The sequence below is a fragment of the Oceanisphaera litoralis genome (genome assembly GCF_016907015.1).
GTDB lineage: Bacteria > Pseudomonadota > Gammaproteobacteria > Enterobacterales > Aeromonadaceae > Oceanimonas > Oceanimonas litoralis.
Genome location: NZ_JAFBBE010000005.1, coordinates 49,709 through 69,135 on the forward strand (window position 1 = coordinate 49,709; position 19,427 = coordinate 69,135).

Sequence of the window (19,427 nt, forward strand, 5' to 3'; positions counted from 1 at the left end):
TCTGTGATCTGGCGGCAAAGGTTTGTACTTACTAACGTCTATCCCTTTGGGAGTCTGGCGCTTACAAACCCCTGGTTATTTTATACCCGGCAGGAAACATTTTTAAAAATATTTGGCTTGCAAAAAAGGGGTATTGGAGATCCCGCCGGATCTTTCATCGCTTGGTTTCGAATGTGTCTTTCAGCCAGTCGGCCAGCGCGAAAACGGTGCCGTGCTGGTGATCTGCCTGCCAGCTGTTCGGGTCTTCGCCGGCGGAAATATACCCCCAGGCGGCCGCCACCGTGGTCATGCCGGCGGCGCGTCCCGCCTCTATATCGCGTCTGTGATCGCCGATGTAGATGCAGCGTTCCGGCGCCACCGACAGTTGCTCGGCGGCAAACAGCAGGGGGGCCGGATGGGGCTTTTTCTGGGGCAGGGTATCGGCGCTGACGGTGACGCCACAGTGGCGAAACAGCGGCAGTCCGGCCAGCAGCGGCTCGGTGAGGGCGGCGGGCTTGTTGGTGACCACGCCCCAGGGAATGCGGCAGGCGTTCAGCCAGTCAAGCAGGGCCGGCACCCCCTCGTAGGGGCGGGTGTGATGGCAGAGGTTGTCACCATAAAAGCGCAGCATCTGCCGACGCAGTGGTTCCAGACCGTGATGCTCGATCAACGCCGGGTGAATACCGGCCCTGAGCAGGGCATAGGAGCCGTCCGAGGTGGTGCATTGCAATATCGCCTCGGTCAGGGCCGGCAGGTCCAGACTCTCTATCACATGGTTGGCGGCGGCCCCCATGTCGCCGGCCGTGTCCAGCAGGGTTCCATCCAGATCGAACAGCACAGCGTGAAAGGTCATGACTTACTCCGGTTTGATGGCATGCACCATGTAGTTGACGTCCGCATCCCGGCTCAGCTTGAAGGTGCCGGACAGCGGCTGATAGACGACGCCGCTGATGTCCCTGACCACCAGACCGGCCTGCTCTATGTAGTGGCACAACTCGGCGGGAGTGATGAACTTGCGGTGATCGTGGGTGCCCCTGGGCACCATTTTGAACAGGTGCTCGGCCGCCGCTATCATCATCAGCCAGGCCTTGGGATTGCGGTTGATGGTGGAAAACACCAGGGTGGCGCCGGGCTTGGCCAGGTCGGCGCAGGCCTGCACCACGGAGGCGGGCGCGGGCACGTGCTCCAGCATCTCCATGCAGGTCACCACATCAAATTGGTCCGCTTGCTCGGCGGCTATCTGTTCGGCGGTACTCTGACGGTAATTGAGGCTGACGCCCGTTTCCAGCGCGTGCAGCCGGGCTACGGCCAGTGGCTCCCGCCCCATGTCGACGCCGGTCACCTCGGCACCTTCCCGCGCCATGCTTTCGCTGAGAATGCCGCCGCCACAGCCGATATCGATGATCTGTTTGCCGAACAGCCCCCCGGCCTTGTCGGCAATCCAGTTCAGGCGCAGCGGGTTAAGCCGGTGCAGGGGCTTGAAGTCGCCTTCCAGATCCCACCACTGAGAGGCCATGGCCTCGAATTTGTCGATTTCCTGTTGGTCTACATTCACGGGCAACGCCTTAAACGATGGTCAGATTAATGTGCAGAGCGGCCATTATAGCCCAGACGGTTTTCGCTGCCAGCATGACTGCTCCCTGCACGCATTTGTATGGTAGAATGATGCGTTTTTTATTGCGATATCAACAATAAACTGGGGACAAGGCTTGCTATGACCGATCTGGCCCGAGAAATCATGCCGATAAACATCGAGGAAGAGCTGAAACGCTCCTACCTGGATTACGCCATGAGCGTGATCGTGGGGCGGGCGCTTCCCGATGTTCGAGATGGTTTGAAACCGGTGCATCGCCGCGTGCTGTTCGCCATGAACGAGCTCGGCAACGACTGGAACAAGCCCTACAAGAAATCGGCCCGTGTGGTAGGTGATGTAATAGGTAAATATCACCCGCACGGCGACAGTGCCGTATACGACACCATAGTGCGTATGGCACAGGATTTTTCCATGCGTTATACCCTGGTCGATGGCCAGGGCAACTTCGGTTCGGTGGACGGCGACTCCGCCGCCGCCATGCGTTATACCGAAGTGCGCATGGACAAGATCGCCCACGAACTGCTGGCCGATCTGGATAAAGAAACCGTCGACTGGGTGCCCAACTACGATGGCACCGAGATGATACCGGCGGTGATGCCGACCAAGGTACCGAACCTGCTGGTGAACGGCTCTTCCGGTATTGCCGTGGGCATGGCCACCAATATTCCGCCGCACAACCTCAATGAGGTGGTGGACGGTTGTCTGGCGCTGATTGAAGACGAACACATCAGCATCGATCAGCTGATCGAGCTGATCCCGGGGCCGGACTTTCCTACCGGCGGCATCATCAACGGCAAATCCGGCATCATCGATGCGTACCGTACCGGTCGTGGCAAGATTTATGTGCGTGCCCTGGCCGAGGTACAGACCGACGAGAAGACCGGTCGCGAAACCATTATCGTGTCCGAGCTGCCGTATCAGGTGAACAAGGCCCGGCTGATCGAGAAAATCGCCGAGCTGGTCAAGGAAAAACGCATCGAAGGCATCAGTGCCCTGCGCGACGAGTCCGACAAGGACGGCATGCGCATCGTGATTGAAGTACGCCGGGGCGAAGTGGGTGAGGTGATACTGAACAACCTCTATTCACAGACCCAGATGCAGAACGTGTTCGGCATCAACATGGTGGCGCTGGACAACAACCAGCCGCGCATCTTCAACCTGAAGGACATGCTGAACTGCTTTATTCAGCACCGTCGCGAGGTGGTGACCCGCCGTACCGTGTTCGAACTGCGCAAGGCGCGGGATCGGGCCCATATCCTGGAAGGTCTGGCCATTGCCCTGGCCAATATCGACCCCATCATCGAGTTGATCCGCCGCTCGCCGACCCCGGCCGAAGCCAAGGCTGGCCTGGTTAGTCAGGGCTGGCAGCTGGGTAATGTGGCCAGCATGCTGGAGCGTGCCGGTGACGATGCGGCTCGCCCCGAGTGGCTGGAGCCGGAATTCGGCATTCGCGAGGGTCACTATTACCTGACCGAGCAACAGGCCCAGGCCATTCTGGATCTGCGTCTGCACCGCCTGACCGGGCTCGAGCACGAGAAAATTCTCGAGGAATATCAGAATCTGCTCACCCTGATCGCCGAGCTGCTCTATATCCTGAATAACCCCGAGCGCTTGATGGAAGTGATCCGGGAGGAACTGGAAGCGGTCAAGGTGCAGTTCGGCGACGCCCGTCGTACCGAGATCACCGCCTCCAGCGCCGAGATCAACATCGAAGACCTGATCACCCAGGAAGACGTGGTGGTGACCCTGTCCCATCAGGGCTATGTGAAATATCAGCCGCTGACCGATTATGAAGCCCAGCGTCGCGGTGGCCGCGGCAAGTCGGCGACCAAGATGAAGCAGGAAGACTTCGTCGAGCGTCTGCTGGTGGCCAATACCCACGACACCATTCTGTGCTTCTCGACCGCCGGCAAGGTGTACTGGCTCAAGGTCTATCAGCTGCCGGAGGCCAGTCGTGCCGCCCGCGGCCGACCCATCGTCAACCTGTTGCCGCTGGGTGAAGACGAGCGCATTACCGCCATTCTGCCGGTACAGGAATACAGCGACGACAAATACGTGTTCTTCGCCACCGCCGACGGTACCGTGAAGAAAACCAGCCTGTCGGCCTTCAGTCGTCCGCTGGCCTCCGGTATTCGTGCCATCAACCTGCGCGAAGGCGACGAGTTGATCGGGGTCGATATCACCGATGGCAGCAACGAGATCATGCTGTTCTCCGATGCGGGCAAGGTAGTGCGTTTCGCCGAAGGTAGCGGTCATGCCGACGTGGAAAGCCACGACGAACAGGGCGAGTCCGGTCTGGAAGAAGGCGAAGGGTTGGAGACCGAAGTGGTCGAAAGCAAGGGCACCTTCAAGGGCGTACGTCCCATGGGCCGTACCGCCTCCGGTGTGCGCGGCATTCGCCTGGCGGGGGATGACAAGGTGGTATCACTGATCATTCCGCGTGGTGAAGGCCCGATTCTGACCGTGACGGCCAATGGTTACGGCAAGCGTACCGCACTGGAAGAGTACCCGACCAAGAGTCGTGGCACTTTGGGTGTGGTCTCGATCAAGGTCAGCGACCGCAATGGCCCGGTAGTGGGCGCCATTCAGGTGGAGGACAGCAACGAGATCATGCTGATCACCAATGGCGGTATTCTGGTACGCACCCGGGTACTGGAAGTGAGCCTGATCAGCCGTAACACCGCCGGCGTGCGTTTGATCCGTACCGGAGAAGACGAGCAGGTGGTAGGTCTGCAACGTATCGAAGAGCCCGAAGACGACGACGAGCTGATGGACGGCGAGGGCGATATCGAAACCCGGACCGACGTTCAAGCCGAAGAGAACGGGGACGACGAGCAGCAAGACCCTGTCATCGAAGAATAAAACAGGTATTGAAAACAAGGGGCCCCAGCGGCCCCTTTTGTTCGACTGCGATTCAATATGTAAAATCACTTTGATTTGGCCGTCTGGACGTGTAAAAAGATAGGGTCGTGGTGATAACAAGGGGTGCCGGTGTCATGCGGCCGTGTTATCGATTATTCAGCGTATAGGTAACTCAGGGAAAATGGAGAAGATGGTTTATAACTTCAGCGCGGGTCCGGCCATGTTGCCGGTTGAGGTCATGCAACAGGCTCAGGCCGAGTTTCGCGATTTTAACGGTCTGGGTGTGTCGGTGATGGAACTCAGTCACCGTGGCGCCGACTATATGGCGGTGGCGGCCCGGGCCGAGCAGGATCTGCGCGACCTGCTGCAGGTGCCGGACAATTACAAGGTGCTGTTTCTGCAGGGCGGTGGCCGCGGTCAGTTTGCCGCCGTGGCGCTGAACCTGATGGGAAAAAATGCCAGGGCCGATTACATCGTCACCGGTCAGTGGTCCAAGTCTGCGGTGGCGGAAGCGGAAAAAGTGGGCAAGGTGCGGGTGCTGGACGGTTTTGAAGCCACGGAAAACGGTCCCCGTGCACTGGCTGACAGCTGGGATCTGGACCCGAATGCCGCCTACGTTCACTATTGCCCGAATGAAACCGTGGAAGGCATCGAGTATCACTTCGTGCCCGACACCGGCGAGGTGCCGCTGATTGCGGACATGTCTTCGACCATTCTGTCTCGCCCCATCGATGTCAGTAAATTCGGCCTCATCTATGCCGGCGCCCAGAAAAACATAGGCCCGTCCGGTCTGGCGGTGGTGATAGTGCGTGAAGATCTGCTTCAGCAGGCCTGTCCGCATACCCCGGCCATCATGGACTATGCGGCCATGGCCGAGGCCGACTCCATGCTCAACACCCCGCCTACCTATGGCTGGTATCTGGCCGGCCTGGTGTTCCAGTGGCTGAAGCGCCAGGGCGGCCTTGACGCCATGGGCGAGTGCAACAAGGCCAAGGCCGAGCTGTTGTACGGCTATGTGGATGCCAGCGATTTTTACAGCAACAATGTGCACCCACAGGCACGCTCCTGGATGAACATTCCGTTCCAGCTGAAAGACGACAGCCTGAACGCGGCCTTCCTCGAGGAAGCCAAGGCGGAAGGACTGCTGGCGCTGAAGGGCCACCGCATCGTCGGCGGCATGCGTGCCAGCCTGTATAACGCCATGCCTATCGAAGGGGTACAGGCGCTGGTGGCCTTCATGGACAAGTTCGCCAAGCAGCACGGCTGAGTGAGGTAGGCCATAAGTCTGTCAGCTTGTCGTTCGTTGTAAATAAATATGCGATTGCTGAAAACGAGCAAAGCAATCGGACCAAGGGCCAACTCCTCCGACTCGCCGTAGATACATCCATGTAGGCTCCGCCGCGCCATCCTTGGCGCGGAGGGTCGGCGGAGTTGTTCCCTTTGTCCTCCTTGATGTATCGGAGTTGCCAGCGGATGCTGTTAACCGACGACTCGGTGATTGAGAAGAGGGGGCGGGGATTACCGTAGCCGACCGTCAAATGCCAGGGATGGCATTTGCCGAGCGTCACAGGGAAGTGGGTTAGCGTGTCGGCGTTGGTAACCCTGCTGCCTCTTCGTATGTGAGTGCAATCTGCCGATATGTCTGATAGAAAAATTTTAAGGAGCCAATGTGAGTATTGATTATCTGGCCCTGGCCAATGCCGGGGTAGAAAAGTTGCATCCATATCAGCCAGGTAAACCGGTGGAAGAGCTGGAGCGGGAGCTTGGCATCAGCAACAGCGTCAAGCTGGCGTCCAACGAAAACCCCATGGGACTGGGCCCCAAGGCCAAAGCGGCCATCGAGCGGGCTCTGCCCGATCTGGCGCGTTACCCGGATGCCAACGGTTTTGCCCTGAAGACCAGGCTGTCCGAAAAGCTGGGGGTCAATACCGACCAGCTGATCCTGGGCAACGGCTCCAACGAGCTGATCGACCTGATTTATCACACCTTCGTTTCGCCCGGCCAGCAGGTGGTGTTTTCCCAGTACACCTTTATCGTGTACGCCCTGGCCACTCAGGCTCATGGTGCCGAAGCGGTAGAGGTGCCGGCCAAAGACTTCGGTCATGATCTGGACGCCATGGCGGCGGCCATTACCGACCAGACCAGGCTGGTGTGCATTACCAATCCCAACAACCCGACCGGCACCTTTTTGACCAAGGCCGAACTGGTCGCCTTTTTGGCCCGGGTGCCGGAGCAGGTACTGGTGGTGCTGGACGAGGCCTATACCGAGTATGTGGCCGAGGATGAACGGCATCCGTCCATCGACTGGCTGGCGCAGTACCCCAACCTGATCGTGTCACGTACCTTCTCCAAGGCCTATGGTCTGGCGGGTCTGCGGGTGGGTTACATGGTGGCGCATTCCGAGCTGATCGGTGTGCTGAATCGGGTACGCGAACCCTTCAACTGCAACAGCCTGGCATTGGCGGCGGCAGAAGCGGCGCTGGATGACGAGGCTTATCTATCCGAGGCGGTGGCGCTTAACCGCCGTGAGATGGCCCGGTACCAAGCCTTCTTCCAGCAGCAGGGTCTGCGCTATGTGCCGTCTCGCGGTAACTTCATAACTCTGGACTTGCAGCGTGATGCGGCACCCGTGTATGAGGCGCTTCTACGTGAAGGGGTGATAGTGCGCCCCATCGCCGGCTATGGCCTGCCGACCTGCCTGCGGATCAGTATCGGGCTGGAGCAGGAAAATCAGCGCTGTATGGACGCACTGGCCAAGGTGCTGGGCTGAGAAGAGGCTGGCGCAAGCCGGCCTTTTTGTTTACTTGCCCTGATGCATCAGCCCTGTTAACGTCTAGACAGCCTCAGTTTTTGTTTACCCCGTATCTCCAGGAATCATATGGAAAGCCTTAAATTATCTCCTATTGCCCGGGTGGAGGGCACCGTGAATCTGCCCGGCTCCAAGTCCGTCTCCAACCGGGCGCTGCTGCTTGCCGCTCAGGCCCAGGGCACGACTCGCCTGACCAATCTGCTCGACAGTGACGACATCCGTTACATGCTGGACGCACTCAAGACCCTCGGAGTGCAGTACGAGCTGTCGGAAGACAAGACCGAGTGTGTGGTGCACGGCCTGGGCCGTGCCTTCAGTGCCAATGAGCCGGCCTCGCTGTTTCTGGGGAATGCCGGTACCGCCATGCGACCGCTGTGCGCCGCCCTCTGTCTGGGCACCGGTGAATTTACCCTGACCGGCGAACCACGGATGTGGGAGCGGCCCATCGGTCATCTGGTCGAGGCCCTGCGGGAAGCGGGGGCGGATATCAGCTATCTCAAGACCGACGGTTATCCGCCGGTGTTTATCAATGGCAAGGGCCTGTGGGGCGGCGATGTACACATCGACGGCTCGGTCTCCAGCCAGTTTCTGACCGCCTTCTTGATGGCCGCGCCCATGGCATCCGGCGATACCCGCATCCATATCAAGGGCGAGCTGGTATCCAAACCCTATATCGACATTACGCTGCATATCATGCGCCAGTTCGGCGTCGAGCTGGAGCATGACGATTACCAGATCTTCTATATCAAGGGCAATCAGACCTATGTGTCGCCGGGCGACTTTCTGGTGGAAGGGGATGCGTCATCTGCCTCCTACTTTCTGGCCGCCGGTGCCATCAAGGGCAAGGTGCGGGTGACCGGTATCGGTCGTGACAGCATTCAGGGCGATATTCGTTTTGCCGATGTACTGGAAGCCATGGGCGCGAAAATCACCTGGGGTGACGATTTTATCGAAGCCGAGCATGTGGGGCCGCTACAGGCGGTGGACATGGACATGAACCATATTCCCGATGCGGCCATGACCATCGCCACCACGGCGCTGTTTGCCAAGGGGACCACCCGTATCAGCAATATCTATAACTGGCGGGTGAAGGAAACCGACCGGCTTTACGCCATGGCGACCGAGCTGGCCAAGCTTGGGGTAGAAGTGGAAGAAGGGGAAGACTATCTGGTGGTGACGCCGGCGGACCGGTTGCAGGAGGCCGAGATTGCCACCTATAACGATCACCGTATTGCCATGTGTTTCTCGCTGGTGGCGCTGAGCGATACCGCCGTGGTGATCCTTGACCCCAATTGTACCTCCAAGACCTTTCCCGATTACTTCGACAAGCTGGCCAGCATCAGCCTGAGCGAATAACATCAAAAAGGCCCGCCAAGTGCGGGCCTTTTATCGTTTAGTGGTGCTTCATGTTTTCCAGGGTTTCGCGGGCCTTGATATCGGCGGCGTCCAGCTCGGCGAGCACCTTCTCTATGTCTTCCTGTTGTTGCCGCAGACTGGCACGTTTTTCTGCGATCATGGCGACCATGGAGTGTAACTGAGGGCGGGAGCGATGCTCGGCATCGTAAAGTTCGAACAGTTCGTGCATTTCAGCCAGACTGAAACCCAGTCGTCTACCGCGAATGGTGAGTGCCAGCCTGATCCTGTCCTTGTGGCTGTATATGCGCGAGTTGCCTTTGCGCCTTGGGGCCAGTAGCCCGAGATCTTCATAGTGGCGCAGGGTACGGGGCGTAATATCGAACTCGTCGGCCAATTCAGAAATATTATAGGTCACTTCCTTATTGGGCATGACGATGACTCCTTGCTTTACTAGTAACGGGGATACAGCTGAGGAGCAGACCTTACACTCATACGCAGGGGCTGTGAAGCCCGACTTTTGACTCATGGTGGAGATTACGCCAAGATGAAGGTTTGCAATAACAGTGGAGGCAGTGTGTTTATTTTCAAGGCGCAAGATGCACGGGGCGGCCAGGCTGAAATTCGCATTCAGGCACTCGACTGGAGTGAGCAGGGCGAGGTCGATTTTAGCTGCAATAGCGACTCGCTTGCGGTATTGCTGTTATCGGGCTGTCGCTCCGGCAAGGGCTTCTTCGAGCTGCTGGCGGGTACCAAGCCGATGTATGTGGAGCAATGGCTGGAATATCTGCAGGAGGAGGGGAGCCTTAGTCTGGTTGAGGTGAGCATTCACAGCCCGCTCGAATCCGGATATGCCGAGCTCTGCGGGCTAAACTCGGAACAAGTGAAAACGCTACTGGATCTGGTTTATCAGGTGGGTGGTTTCAGTCGTCTGCAGATCATGCGTTATCTTAAACACCGCCACAGCCCGGCGACCATGTCGACGCGCTACAATCCGGAGGAGATAAAGCGCTATCGTCATCTGGGCGAGCTCATCAATCAACTGATCCGCTTTAAATCGCCGCCCGCACCTTGAAGGTGTGAAAATCAGCCGGTTTCGCTACCAGGTAGCCCTGGATACCATCTATATGCATGGACTCCAGTAATTGCTTTTGCTCTACTGTTTCTACCCCTTCGGCAATGACATGGCATCCCAGGCGCTGCGCCAGGTCGACAACCATGCGCACAAACTGCTGGTTGGTGCTGTCTTCTTCCAGCTGTCTTACCAGGTCGCCGTCCAGCTTGATATAATCGGGTTTCAGTTCTTTCAACAGGCGAAAAGAGCCATAGCCATGGCCAAACCGGCTGACGGCCGAGCGGGCGCCGCAACGGCGGATCAGCTCCATCAATCGTTTACCGGTAACCCGTTGGTGTTGCAGTACCTGTTCATCCAGCTCGAATACCAGGCTGGCACTCGTTTCTCGGTTGCGTAACAGTACCCGTTCCAACCAGATGAAAAACGAATTCTGCTGCAGGCTTGCAGGCGTCAGGTTGATGGCCCAGCGTTGGCCGGGCAGGGCCTTGCGTTCAATCTGTTGCAGGATCATTTCGATAATTTTCTGCTCAAACAGCATCGACATATTCAGCCGCTGCAGCATGGCAAACACGGTGGTGGCCGGGTAGGTACCGCCCTGTTCATTAGGGAAGCGGGTGAAGATTTCGTTATAGCCGGGCATGTTCGATCTGCGGATCTGGGCGGGTTGTGCCTGTAGCAGAATCTTGTCTTCGGAAAGCATGCTGTGCAGCCGCTGACGCCACTGGCTTTCACCCATATCTTCATCGTCATTGTTCTTCAGTACCAGGCTCCAGCTATTGGGCTCGTTGGTCTGAGACTGGGCCAGCGCCAGGTCGGCTCTGCTCAATACCTGCTCCGCAGCTTGTCCCGGCAGCAGTTGGGTGAAACCGATATAGCCGGCACAATCCAGCTCGTGTATATGCTGATAGTGATACAGCTCCTGGTTCAATTGGGTGCCGAGGCGCTCGGCCAGCGGTTCACATTGTCCTTTGGCCAGCACTGCAATATCGGTACCACTGATACGGTAGGCTCTGGCACCCAGCACCGGCAATATGGCTTTACGCACCAGTCTGACGATGTCCTGCAGGTATTGATCACCAGCCTGAAATCCACGCTGAATATTAATATTCTGCAAGGTGCTGGCGCGAACCATCATCAGGGAGGCGATGGCCAGCTTGTTTTCATCGTTCAGTATCAGATCGAGATCACGGCGAAAGGCATGGCGGTTGCCGAGGTTGGTCAGACTGTCTTGATAACTTTGCTGTTGTGCGACATCCAGTTGTTGTTGCAGATCCTCTATCTGGCTGCCGTAACTCCGATGCAGGCCGATAATTCCCAGTTCGATTGGGTCGCTACTGCCAATATGGCCCACATCGGGGTCGAGCAGCAGCGATTTGAAATAATGTGTCTTCGTTTCATCCTCTTTACGGTTGCGTCGATACAAAGCGGTAAAAATAAGCAGGGTAGTCAGTGTCAGGGGCGCTGACAGCTGCAGCCACCGCATGGTGGCCGGCCTGGTATCGAGGCGATAAAACACTGTGGTCTGACCCATGATCCGTTGGTGATTGCCGGCCATCTGGCCAAACCACCAGGCCGGGTTATCGGCGGCAAGAGGTTGTTCTGTAGACAGTTCTGCCATGCCGGGCAGTAAGATAGCAGGGGATTCAACCGCAGTTAGCTGCGTCAGGCGATCATCTATCTGTTGTTCTTGATACTGCAGGGCACTATAACTAATCCACCAGGGGAGTAGTATGCTTAACAAGGTAATAATAAATCCTGACAGCAGCAGAGCCTGACCGAAGGGTCGAGTTTCCCGCATAGCCATTATCCTTATAAAAACGGGGGGAGCAGATTTAGATAAGGTACAGCCGAGGTGCTGACACTCAAGAGCGTATCATGAGCCAGCGTTGTTGAAATAACAAGAAAAATGGCTCCCCCTGCTGGACTTGAACCAGCGACATACGGATTAACAGTCCGCCGTTCTACCGACTGAACTAAGGGGGAACAGATTTTAACTTTTTACCCGAGAAAGTGGCTCCCCCTGCTGGACTTGAACCAGCGACATACGGATTAACAGTCCGCCGTTCTACCGACTGAACTAAGGGGGAACAATATTAACTTTTACCCGAAAAACTGGCTCCCCCTGCTGGACTTGAACCAGCGACATACGGATTAACAGTCCGCCGTTCTACCGACTGAACTAAGGGGGAACAATGTTAACTTTTTACCTGAGAAACTGGCTCCCCCTGCTGGACTTGAACCAGCGACATACGGATTAACAGTCCGCCGTTCTACCGACTGAACTAAGGGGGAATAGGCATTGCTTGAATGCGAGGCGCATGTTAATGGCTGCCCTGAAGGCTGTCAACACTCAAAGCGACTTTGTCAGTGAAATCAGTTTGTTTGCTTTAAGAGTATCCAATGTCGGGTTAAATCTGCGCCAGGAAGGGTAAAAAAGGGACAGTGTGCTCGGTGCGGGTGCATCGGTTTCCGCATTTATTTCATTATCTGTGTCAAGGTCGGACGACGAGTCTGTTGTACGGGCCGATTTCAAGCACATCCGGATGACGTTCAGCACCGGATGACGTTCAGCATATGTGGTCTGACGGTCATCTCTGGCGGCCAGATGGCACTTTCGGGCCCGAGGAGCAGCTTGCTGCCTGCAACCCGTCTGCTGATGGGCCAAACCCCGGTGAATGTTGGCCATCATTGCCAGGCACCGATGACCTGACCCGATAAGTAATACCGCATAACAGAAGTGATTCAGTCGTCATTCCCACGAAGGTGGGAATCCAGGGCCTGTAGCGCAGAATTTTCAGATTGCGGTTCACCTGTAAAGACACTGGACCCCCGCCTTCGCGAGGGTGACGATAAAGGCAAACCAACCCTTGCATCCACACCTGTTACGCAAGATTACTTAACCTAACCCGATAACCTAACTATGGGATGGCGCGGAGGGCGGCTGTGTTGCCTCTGGCGCCCATTCTAATATTTGATCATAGATCGAGTCAGAATAGTGTTATTACATTAACCTTGTAATATCTATTACATTTAAAGGCGTTCTCTAGTGACGTCATCTATATAACAGCGAACAACAAAGGATGTATTTTAGCAAACGGTCGCATAGAGTGTGGTTTCATTTGTATATCATGGTCACATAAAAGGTATATACAATGGTGTGTGCCTTTCCTTGCCGTGCCGGCACCGTTAACTGTATGGGAGTTTTTTAATCTTCGTTTTGGCTTCTTGTGGCTTTTTATTCCGGTTTAACCTCGTTTTTTAGTGTCTAAATTTTTTTTGCAATTTTAATAAAAAATGTGCGCGAGTTAATTCATTTGTCATAAAAAGAAGCTTATAGTGGTGCCACAAGGTTGGCGCAAGTGCCGACTTCTATAAAATCGGTTTTTATGGGGGTTATTTAATGGATAATAAACCCCCGCGCCATCTATTCTTTAGTTCAGTATGATGTTGGCTTTTTAACGGTAAAAACAAACAAAAAAACAAAGGAGTGCTTTGATGTCGGATAAAAAGATTGTGCTGGTTACCGGTGCTGCAGGCGGAATTGGTACAGAAGTGTGTCGCTTATTCTTGAATAATGGATACAAGGTTGTAGCGACACATCGTCCGGGTAAGGAAAAAGAAGAGCAGGCCAAAACATGGCTGAAGGAAGAAAAGCTGGACGGCGGTGACATTCAGCTGTTGGCCCTTGATGTCAGTAACCACAAGAACGTCAGTGAAGTGCTGCCGGAGACCCTGCGCGAACTGGGCCGTATCGACGTACTGGTCAACAATGCCGGTGTTACCCGTGATGCCACCTTTAAAAAGATGTCCTGGGATCAGTGGCAGCAAGTCATGGAAACCAACCTCAATAGCCTGTTCAGCGTGACGCAGCCAATATTCAACCTGATGTGTGAACAGGGCAGCGGCCGTATCATCAATATTTCTTCAGTCAACGGACTGAAAGGTCAGTATGGCCAGGTAAACTATTCTGCCGCCAAGGCAGGCATGATTGGCTTTACCAAGGCGCTGGCTGCAGAAGGTGCTCGTTTTGGCGTGTGCGTTAACGCCGTCGCCCCCGGTTATACCGCAACACCCATGGTTACTGCCATTCGTGAAGATGTACTGGACTCTATTAAAGCCACCATTCCCATGAAGCGACTGGCCACCACAGAAGAAGTTGCCGGTGCCGTTCTGTATCTGGCCGGAGAGCACGGTGGTTACGTAACGGGTGAAACGCTGTCGGTCAATGGCGGCCTTTATATGCACTAAGGCATGTAAAAATCGTAAATAAGTCAAAGTTCCCAGAATCCGATTTTTTAAAGAGTGAATATAAATTATGGCTGAGTCTGTATACATTGTCGCGGCAAAACGTACCCCGATTGGTAGTTTCTGTGGTGCACTGAAAACTATTCCTGCGGCCGAACTGGCCGGTATTGCCATTAAAGGCGCCCTGGAGCAGGCCGGACTTGCGGCCGAGCATGTGAACGAAGTGATTGTCGGTAACGTGATCAGCGCCGGCCAGGGCATGGGCATTGGCCGTCAGGCTTCCCTGGCCGCCGGTATTCCGGTTGGCGTTCCTGCGTACAGTCTGAATATGGTCTGCGGCAGTGGCATGAAGACACTGATGGATGCCTGTGCCCACATCAAGGCCGGTGATGCCGATGTGGTGGTGGCCGCCGGTTGTGAAAACATGTCGCAAATTCCTTTTGTGGTGAAAGGTGATGTGCGCAACGGCCACAAAATGGGTGATATGGGGCTGTCCGATCTGTTGATCAACGACGGTCTGACCGATGCCTTCAATAAATATCACATGGGCGTGACCGCCGAAAACGTGGTAGCGCAGGAAAATATCAGCCGCGAACAGCAGGATGCACTGGCCGTTGCCAGCCAGGAGAAGGCGGTTGCCGCCATCGAAGCCGGCCACTTCAAGGCCGAAATCGTGCCGGTAGAAGTGAAAAGCCGCAAGGAAACCCTGACGGTTGATACCGATGAGTATCCGAAAGCGGGTACCACGCTCGAGGGCCTGGCCAAACTGCGTCCGGCGTTCAATCGTGATGGTGGCTCTGTTACCGCCGGTAACGCCTCCGGTATCAACGATGGCGGTAGCGCCATTATCGTGGCCAGCAAGGCGGCGGTAGAAAAATATGGCCTGACACCGCTGGCGGAAGTGGTCAGCTACGGTCAGGGCGGCATTAACCCTGAAATCATGGGGCTGGGTCCGGTGCCGGCGATTGAGCAGGCGCTGACGCGTGCCGGTCTCACTCTGGCACAAATGGAGCGACTGGAGCTTAACGAAGCCTTTGCCGGTCAGGCACTGGGCGTGGTCAGACAATTGTCTGGCAAACACGACATCGCCGAGCAGGCGCTGCTGGAAAAAACCAATATCAATGGCGGCGCCATCGCCCTGGGTCACCCGCTGGGTGCCTCCGGTAACCGTATTCTGGTGACCTTGCTGTATGAACTGCAACGCAGCAACAGCTCGCTGGGTCTGGCCTCATTGTGCGTCGGTGGCGGCATGGGTACGGCTGTGGTGCTGAAGCGGATTTAAATGGCTCTTGCTAGTGGCTTCCCTATATTAAGGAACAAGTTATGTACACGAATATTTTTCAGAACTTTAACGAGCAGTCGGAAAAAACCTTTGCCCCCTTGCTGAAGTTCAATCAGCTGGTCGCCAAGAACTTCACCGATCTGACCAATCTTCAGCTGGACGCCGCCCGTCAGTATGCGGATATCGGTCTGTCTCAGCTGCAGGTCGGCCTGCAGGTGAAAGATGTGCAGGATCTGGTGAGCTGTGGTTCCCAACAGCTGGAAACCATGACCCGAGTCAGCCAGCAGATGGTAGAAGACGGCAAAAAACTGGCAGCGCTGGCGCAGGAATTCCAGTCCAGCCTGGAAACACTGGCGGCAGACGCAAAGAAAAAATAACGTCTGTTAAGGGTTACCCCTTCAGCTAGTACACTTCAGCTAGTACAGATTGCAGGGAAGGGGCTTGGCGGCTCCTTCCCGTTGTCGTTACTGTTGGGTAGGTGCAATCACTATCAGGAAAAGACAATGCAACAAAATACATTTAGCGATAATGATCCCATAGGGCAGTTTTTCAACTGGAATGCAACCATGTGGTCCGACCTTCAATGCTCCCGGCTGGGTGATAACCCGGTCAGCCAGGCGTTATCACAGCTCAACGGCGAGGATTTGAAGGTCTTTTATCAGGCGGTTTCAACCAATCCGATGCGCCTGCTCGATATGCAGATGCAATGGTGGCAGGGTCAGTTGGCTATCTGCCAGAACAGCATGATCAAGGCTCTGGATAACAGTACCGAAAGCCTGGTGCCGAATCCTCCTGGCGAACGTCGCTTCCTGCATCAGTCCTGGAAAGACGACCCTCATTTCGATTTTATGCGTCAGTCGTACCTGCACTTCGCCAAATCCCTGGTCGATATGCTGGATGTGGTAGAGGGCGTACCGGAACCGGTACGACAACGCCTGGCGTTTACCTTTCGTCAGACCATCAACGCGCTGGCACCGACCAACTTCATCTGGAGTAACCCTGAGCTGTTACAGCGAACCCTGGAAGAGAAGGGCGCCAACCTGCTCAAGGGGATAGAGCTGTTTCAGGAAGACATGGCGGCCAGTGCCGATATGCTGAAAATTCGGATGACCCGCCAGGGTGCCTTCACACTGGGTAAAGATCTGGCGACAACGCCGGGTGAAGTGGTGTTCAGAAACGAGGTGTTCGAGCTGATCCAATACGGTGCCAGTACCGAGACCGTGCATCAGACCCCCTTGCTGGTGATCCCGCCCTTTATCAACAAGTTCTATATTCTGGATCTGAAAGAACAGAATTCGATGGTCGGCTGGCTGCGTGATCAGGGACACACCGTATTTATCATGTCCTGGCGCAACCCGGGCAAAGATCAGGCCGGTATCGGTTTTCCGGATTTGATCCATTCCGGCACCATGGAAGCGATTCGTGTCATCGAGCAAATCACCGGCGAGAAAGAAGTCAACGCCATTGGTTATTGCATCGGTGGTACCTTGCTGGCGACCACCATGGCCTTGTATGCGGCGCGGCGGATGAAGTCACGCGTGAAGAGTGCCACTTTTCTGACCACGATACTGGACTTTACCCAGCCCGGTGAAGTAGGGGTCTTTATCAACGATCCCGTGATCAGCGCCATCGAGCAGATGAGCGATGCCCAGGGCTTCTTCGATGGTCGGCAGATGGCGGTGACCTTCAGCCTGTTGCGGGAAAACAGCCTGTACTGGAACTACTACATCGATAATTACCTCAAAGGTGAAGAGCCTGCGGACTTCGATATTCTGTACTGGAACAGCGACAGCACCAACCTGAGCGCCACCTGTGCCAGCTTCCTGCTGCGCGAACTGTATCTCAACAACCGCCTGAGTCAGTCCGGCGAGGTCAAGATCGGTAACTTTGGTATCGATCTGGGCAAGATCAAGACGCCGAGTTACTTCCTGTCTACCAAGGAAGATCATATCGCCCTGTGGGATTCGACCTTCGGTGGCTCTCGTTTGCTGGGGGGTGACTCGACCCTGGTACTGGGGGAGTCCGGTCATGTGGCCGGTGTGGTCAATCCTCCGCACAAGAACAAATATGGCTATTGGCTCAGTGACGCCGCCTTCGAGAATCCGGATCAGTGGCTGGCTTCGGCCAGGCGGGAAGCGGGCTCCTGGTGGACACACTGGCAACAGTGGGTCACGCCCCATCTGGGCGACAAACAGGTACCGGCTCGCGCTGTGGGCTCTGAAGAGTGCCCGGGCCTGATGCCGGCCCCGGGTCAGTATGTGCAGCAGACGTTACCGGTTGAAAACTAGGACAGACGACATGACCAGAAGTGACTAAAGGTCATTGGCAATAATGTAGTGAACGGGATGAGCTCAGGCCCATCCCGTTTTGCATTCAACTGGCGGTCATTTCACCTGCCTCCGGTTTTTTGGTTGGCAAAACCGGTTATTCCTGCTCTGGCTATTGAGCAGCAGGCGGAGATCATGGATCATGGGGGTTTGATTATGTCATTCCCACGTTCGAGGTGCATGAATGAGTCAGGCGGACCATCGTCCCAGCAATTTTATTCGTCAAATCATTGATGAAGATTTAGCCAGTGGCAAACATCAGTCGGTGCAGACCCGCTTTCCACCCGAGCCGAATGGATATCTGCATATTGGCCACGCCAAATCCATCTGTCTGAATTTCGGTATCGCACAGGATTATCAGGGACACTGTAATCTGCGTTTTGATGACACCAACCCGGAAAAAGAAAGCGTCGAATACATCGAGTCTATTCAACGCGATGTGCAGTGGTTAGGCTTTGAATGGAGTGGTGACATTCGCTATTCCTCCGACTATTTCGACCGACTGTACGGCTATGCCGTCGAGTTGATCGAAAAGGGGCTGGCCTATGTCGACGAGCTGACCCCGGAGCAGATCCGCGAGTATCGAGGTACCCTGACTTCACCGGGCCGCAGTAGCCCTTATCGGGATCGGCCGGTTGAGGACAACCTGAGCCTGTTTACCCGCATGCGCAACGGTGAGTTTGCGGAAGGCACCGCCTGTCTGCGGGCCAAAATCGACATGGCATCACCCTTTATGGTGCTGCGCGACCCCGTGCTGTACCGGGTGCGTTTCGTTCACCACCACCAGACCGGTGACAAGTGGTGCATCTACCCGATGTATGACTTCACCCACTGTATTTCGGACGCCATTGAAGGCATCAGCCATTCGCTGTGTACCCTGGAGTTCCAGGATAATCGTCGCCTCTATGACTGGGTGCTGGACAACATCAGCATCGAATGTCACCCGCGCCAGTACGAGTTTTCCCGGCTCAATCTGGAATACACTGTGATGTCCAAGCGCAAGCTCAGCCAGCTGGTGAGCGAAGGGCATGTCTCAGGCTGGGATGATCCGCGCATGCCGACCATCTCCGGCTTGCGCCGCCGCGGCTATACCCCGGCGTCCATTCGTGAATTCTGTTTGCGCATCGGTGTGACCAAGCAGGACAACACGGTGGAAATGGGCATGCTGGAAGCCTGCATTCGGGACGATCTGAATGAAAATGCGCCGCGTGCCATGGCGGTATTGCGGCCGGTGCGGCTGGTGATCGAGAACCTGGCCGACGATCATGAAGAAACGCTGACGGCGCCGAATCATCCCAACAAGCCGGAAATGGGCACCCGATCGCTGCCCTTTACCCGTGACATCTTTATAGATGAAGCAGACTTCCGTGAAGAAGCCAACAAGAAGTACAAGCGGTTGGTGCTGGGCAAGGAAGTTCGCTTGCGTAATGCGTATGTGATCAAGGCCGAGCGGGTAGAAAAAGACGCTGACGGTAACATCACCACCATTTTCTGCAGCTACGATCCCGATACCCTGGGCAAGGATCCGGCCGATGGCCGCAAGGTCAAAGGGGTGATCCACTGGGTGTCGGCTCGTCATGGGGTGCCTGCCGAGGTGCGTCTGTATGACCGCTTGTTCAATGTGCCCAACCCGGGTGCTGCCGAGTCGTTTGAACAGGCATTGAATCCGGGTTCGTTGCAGGTGCTGAGCGGCGCCGTGGTTGAGCCGTCATTGTGCCAGGCCGAACCTGAACATGCGTTCCAGTTTGAGCGGGAAGGCTATTTCTGCCGGGACAGCAAGGCAGAAGGCATGGTGTTCAACCTGACGGTGGCACTGCGTGATTCCTGGGGCAAGGAAGCGGGCTAAGCTGCTCTCATTTCAGGCATAAAAAAAGCCGCAGTTGACTGCGGCTTTTTTAATC

At 55.7% G+C, this 19,427-nt stretch carries 14 protein-coding genes and 4 tRNA genes; 10 read left to right on the forward strand and 8 right to left on the reverse strand.

The annotated features are described in order from the left end of the window. Positions 1-154: 154 nt before the first annotated feature. Together HNR62_RS04165 and ubiG are read right to left on the reverse strand one after the other, a co-directional pair. Positions 155-832 (reverse strand): HAD family hydrolase, encoded by a 678-nt coding sequence (locus tag HNR62_RS04165; RefSeq protein ID WP_204794831.1) that lies wholly within the window; start codon positions 830-832, stop codon positions 155-157. Positions 833-835: 3 nt separating this feature from the next. After that, positions 836-1,534: a bifunctional 2-polyprenyl-6-hydroxyphenol methylase/3-demethylubiquinol 3-O-methyltransferase UbiG gene (gene ubiG, locus HNR62_RS04170; RefSeq protein ID WP_204794832.1), complete on the reverse strand. Its 699-nt coding sequence runs from the start codon at positions 1,532-1,534 to the stop codon at positions 836-838. A 159-nt stretch (positions 1,535-1,693) separates the two neighbouring features. Here ubiG and gyrA point away from each other — a divergent pair, with 159 nt between their 5' ends. From gyrA to aroA, 4 genes are all read left to right on the forward strand, one after another. Beyond that, complete coding sequence (gyrA, locus tag HNR62_RS04175) at positions 1,694-4,435, forward strand: DNA topoisomerase (ATP-hydrolyzing) subunit A (protein WP_204794833.1); 2,742 nt, start codon at positions 1,694-1,696, stop codon at positions 4,433-4,435. A 181-nt stretch (positions 4,436-4,616) separates the two neighbouring features. After that, positions 4,617-5,702 (forward strand): 3-phosphoserine/phosphohydroxythreonine transaminase, encoded by a 1,086-nt coding sequence (gene serC / locus HNR62_RS04180; protein WP_204794834.1) that lies wholly within the window; start codon positions 4,617-4,619, stop codon positions 5,700-5,702. Between the two features lie 402 nt (positions 5,703-6,104). Beyond that, on the forward strand, positions 6,105-7,205 hold the full coding sequence (gene hisC, locus HNR62_RS04185; RefSeq protein WP_204794835.1) for a histidinol-phosphate transaminase: 1,101 nt from the start codon (positions 6,105-6,107) through the stop codon (positions 7,203-7,205). A 108-nt stretch (positions 7,206-7,313) separates the two neighbouring features. Then, on the forward strand, positions 7,314-8,600 hold the full coding sequence (gene aroA, locus HNR62_RS04190) for a 3-phosphoshikimate 1-carboxyvinyltransferase (RefSeq protein ID WP_204794836.1): 1,287 nt from the start codon (positions 7,314-7,316) through the stop codon (positions 8,598-8,600). A 37-nt stretch (positions 8,601-8,637) separates the two neighbouring features. On the opposite strand, the gene HNR62_RS04195 is transcribed toward aroA, so the two are convergent. Then, positions 8,638-9,030, reverse strand: a complete 393-nt coding sequence (locus HNR62_RS04195) for a MerR family transcriptional regulator (protein ID WP_204794837.1) — start codon at positions 9,028-9,030, stop codon at positions 8,638-8,640. 144 nt (positions 9,031-9,174) lie between these two features. On the opposite strand from HNR62_RS04195, the gene HNR62_RS04200 reads away from it, so the two are divergent. Further along, positions 9,175-9,672 carry a hypothetical protein gene (locus HNR62_RS04200; RefSeq protein WP_204794838.1) on the forward strand — a complete coding sequence of 166 codons (498 nt, stop codon included), beginning with the start codon at positions 9,175-9,177 and terminating at the stop codon, positions 9,670-9,672. Here the strand turns inward: HNR62_RS04200 and HNR62_RS04205 are convergent. The 5 genes from HNR62_RS04205 to HNR62_RS04225 all read right to left on the reverse strand — a co-directional run bounded on the left by HNR62_RS04205 (position 9,650) and on the right by HNR62_RS04225 (position 11,964). Next, positions 9,650-11,470, reverse strand: coding sequence for an EAL domain-containing protein (locus HNR62_RS04205; protein ID WP_204794839.1), 1,821 nt, complete (start codon positions 11,468-11,470; stop codon positions 9,650-9,652). The genes HNR62_RS04200 and HNR62_RS04205 overlap by 23 nt on opposite strands. Positions 11,471-11,579: 109 nt before the next feature. Then, positions 11,580-11,655 (reverse strand) — tRNA-Asn (locus tag HNR62_RS04210). Between the two features lie 28 nt (positions 11,656-11,683). Next, a tRNA-Asn gene (locus HNR62_RS04215) sits at positions 11,684-11,759 on the reverse strand. Positions 11,760-11,785: 26 nt separating this feature from the next. Then, positions 11,786-11,861 (reverse strand) — tRNA-Asn (locus tag HNR62_RS04220). A gap of 27 nt (positions 11,862-11,888) precedes the next feature. Then, a tRNA-Asn gene (locus HNR62_RS04225) sits at positions 11,889-11,964 on the reverse strand. 1,203 nt (positions 11,965-13,167) lie between these two features. Here HNR62_RS04225 and phbB point away from each other — a divergent pair. The 5 genes from phbB to glnS all read left to right on the forward strand — a co-directional run bounded on the left by phbB (position 13,168) and on the right by glnS (position 19,372). Beyond that, complete coding sequence (gene phbB / locus HNR62_RS04230) at positions 13,168-13,920, forward strand: acetoacetyl-CoA reductase (RefSeq protein WP_204794840.1); 753 nt, start codon at positions 13,168-13,170, stop codon at positions 13,918-13,920. 67 nt (positions 13,921-13,987) lie between these two features. Beyond that, positions 13,988-15,199: an acetyl-CoA C-acetyltransferase gene (locus tag HNR62_RS04235; RefSeq protein WP_204794841.1), complete on the forward strand. Its 1,212-nt coding sequence runs from the start codon at positions 13,988-13,990 to the stop codon at positions 15,197-15,199. A gap of 41 nt (positions 15,200-15,240) precedes the next feature. After that, positions 15,241-15,576, forward strand: a complete 336-nt coding sequence (locus HNR62_RS04240) for a phasin family protein (RefSeq protein WP_204794842.1) — start codon at positions 15,241-15,243, stop codon at positions 15,574-15,576. A gap of 189 nt (positions 15,577-15,765) precedes the next feature. Further along, positions 15,766-17,487, forward strand: a complete 1,722-nt coding sequence (gene phaC, locus HNR62_RS04245; RefSeq protein WP_239552584.1) for a class I poly(R)-hydroxyalkanoic acid synthase — start codon at positions 15,766-15,768, stop codon at positions 17,485-17,487. 223 nt (positions 17,488-17,710) lie between these two features. Next, entirely contained in the window at positions 17,711-19,372 is a 1,662-nt protein-coding gene (gene glnS, locus HNR62_RS04250) for a glutamine--tRNA ligase (protein ID WP_204794844.1), read from the forward strand. Positions 19,373-19,427: the final 55 nt, after the last annotated feature.

Excerpts from the sequence above, each read along its gene's own strand:
- HNR62_RS04165 (WP_204794831.1), bottom strand. The coding sequence starts at position 832 with ATGACCTTTCACGCTGTGCTGTTCGATCTGGATGGAACCCTGCTGGAC.
- gyrA (WP_204794833.1), top strand. The coding sequence starts at position 1,694 with ATGACCGATCTGGCCCGAGAAATCATGCCGATAAACATCGAGGAAGAG.
- serC (WP_204794834.1), top strand. The coding sequence starts at position 4,617 with ATGGAGAAGATGGTTTATAACTTCAGCGCGGGTCCGGCCATGTTGCCG.
- aroA (WP_204794836.1), top strand. The coding sequence starts at position 7,314 with ATGGAAAGCCTTAAATTATCTCCTATTGCCCGGGTGGAGGGCACCGTG.
- HNR62_RS04195 (WP_204794837.1), bottom strand. The coding sequence starts at position 9,030 with ATGCCCAATAAGGAAGTGACCTATAATATTTCTGAATTGGCCGACGAG.
- HNR62_RS04205 (WP_204794839.1), bottom strand. The coding sequence starts at position 11,470 with ATGCGGGAAACTCGACCCTTCGGTCAGGCTCTGCTGCTGTCAGGATTT.
- phbB (WP_204794840.1), top strand. The coding sequence starts at position 13,168 with ATGTCGGATAAAAAGATTGTGCTGGTTACCGGTGCTGCAGGCGGAATT.
- HNR62_RS04235 (WP_204794841.1), top strand. The coding sequence starts at position 13,988 with ATGGCTGAGTCTGTATACATTGTCGCGGCAAAACGTACCCCGATTGGT.
- HNR62_RS04240 (WP_204794842.1), top strand. The coding sequence starts at position 15,241 with ATGTACACGAATATTTTTCAGAACTTTAACGAGCAGTCGGAAAAAACC.
- phaC (WP_239552584.1), top strand. The coding sequence starts at position 15,766 with ATGTGGTCCGACCTTCAATGCTCCCGGCTGGGTGATAACCCGGTCAGC.
- glnS (WP_204794844.1), top strand. The coding sequence starts at position 17,711 with ATGAGTCAGGCGGACCATCGTCCCAGCAATTTTATTCGTCAAATCATT.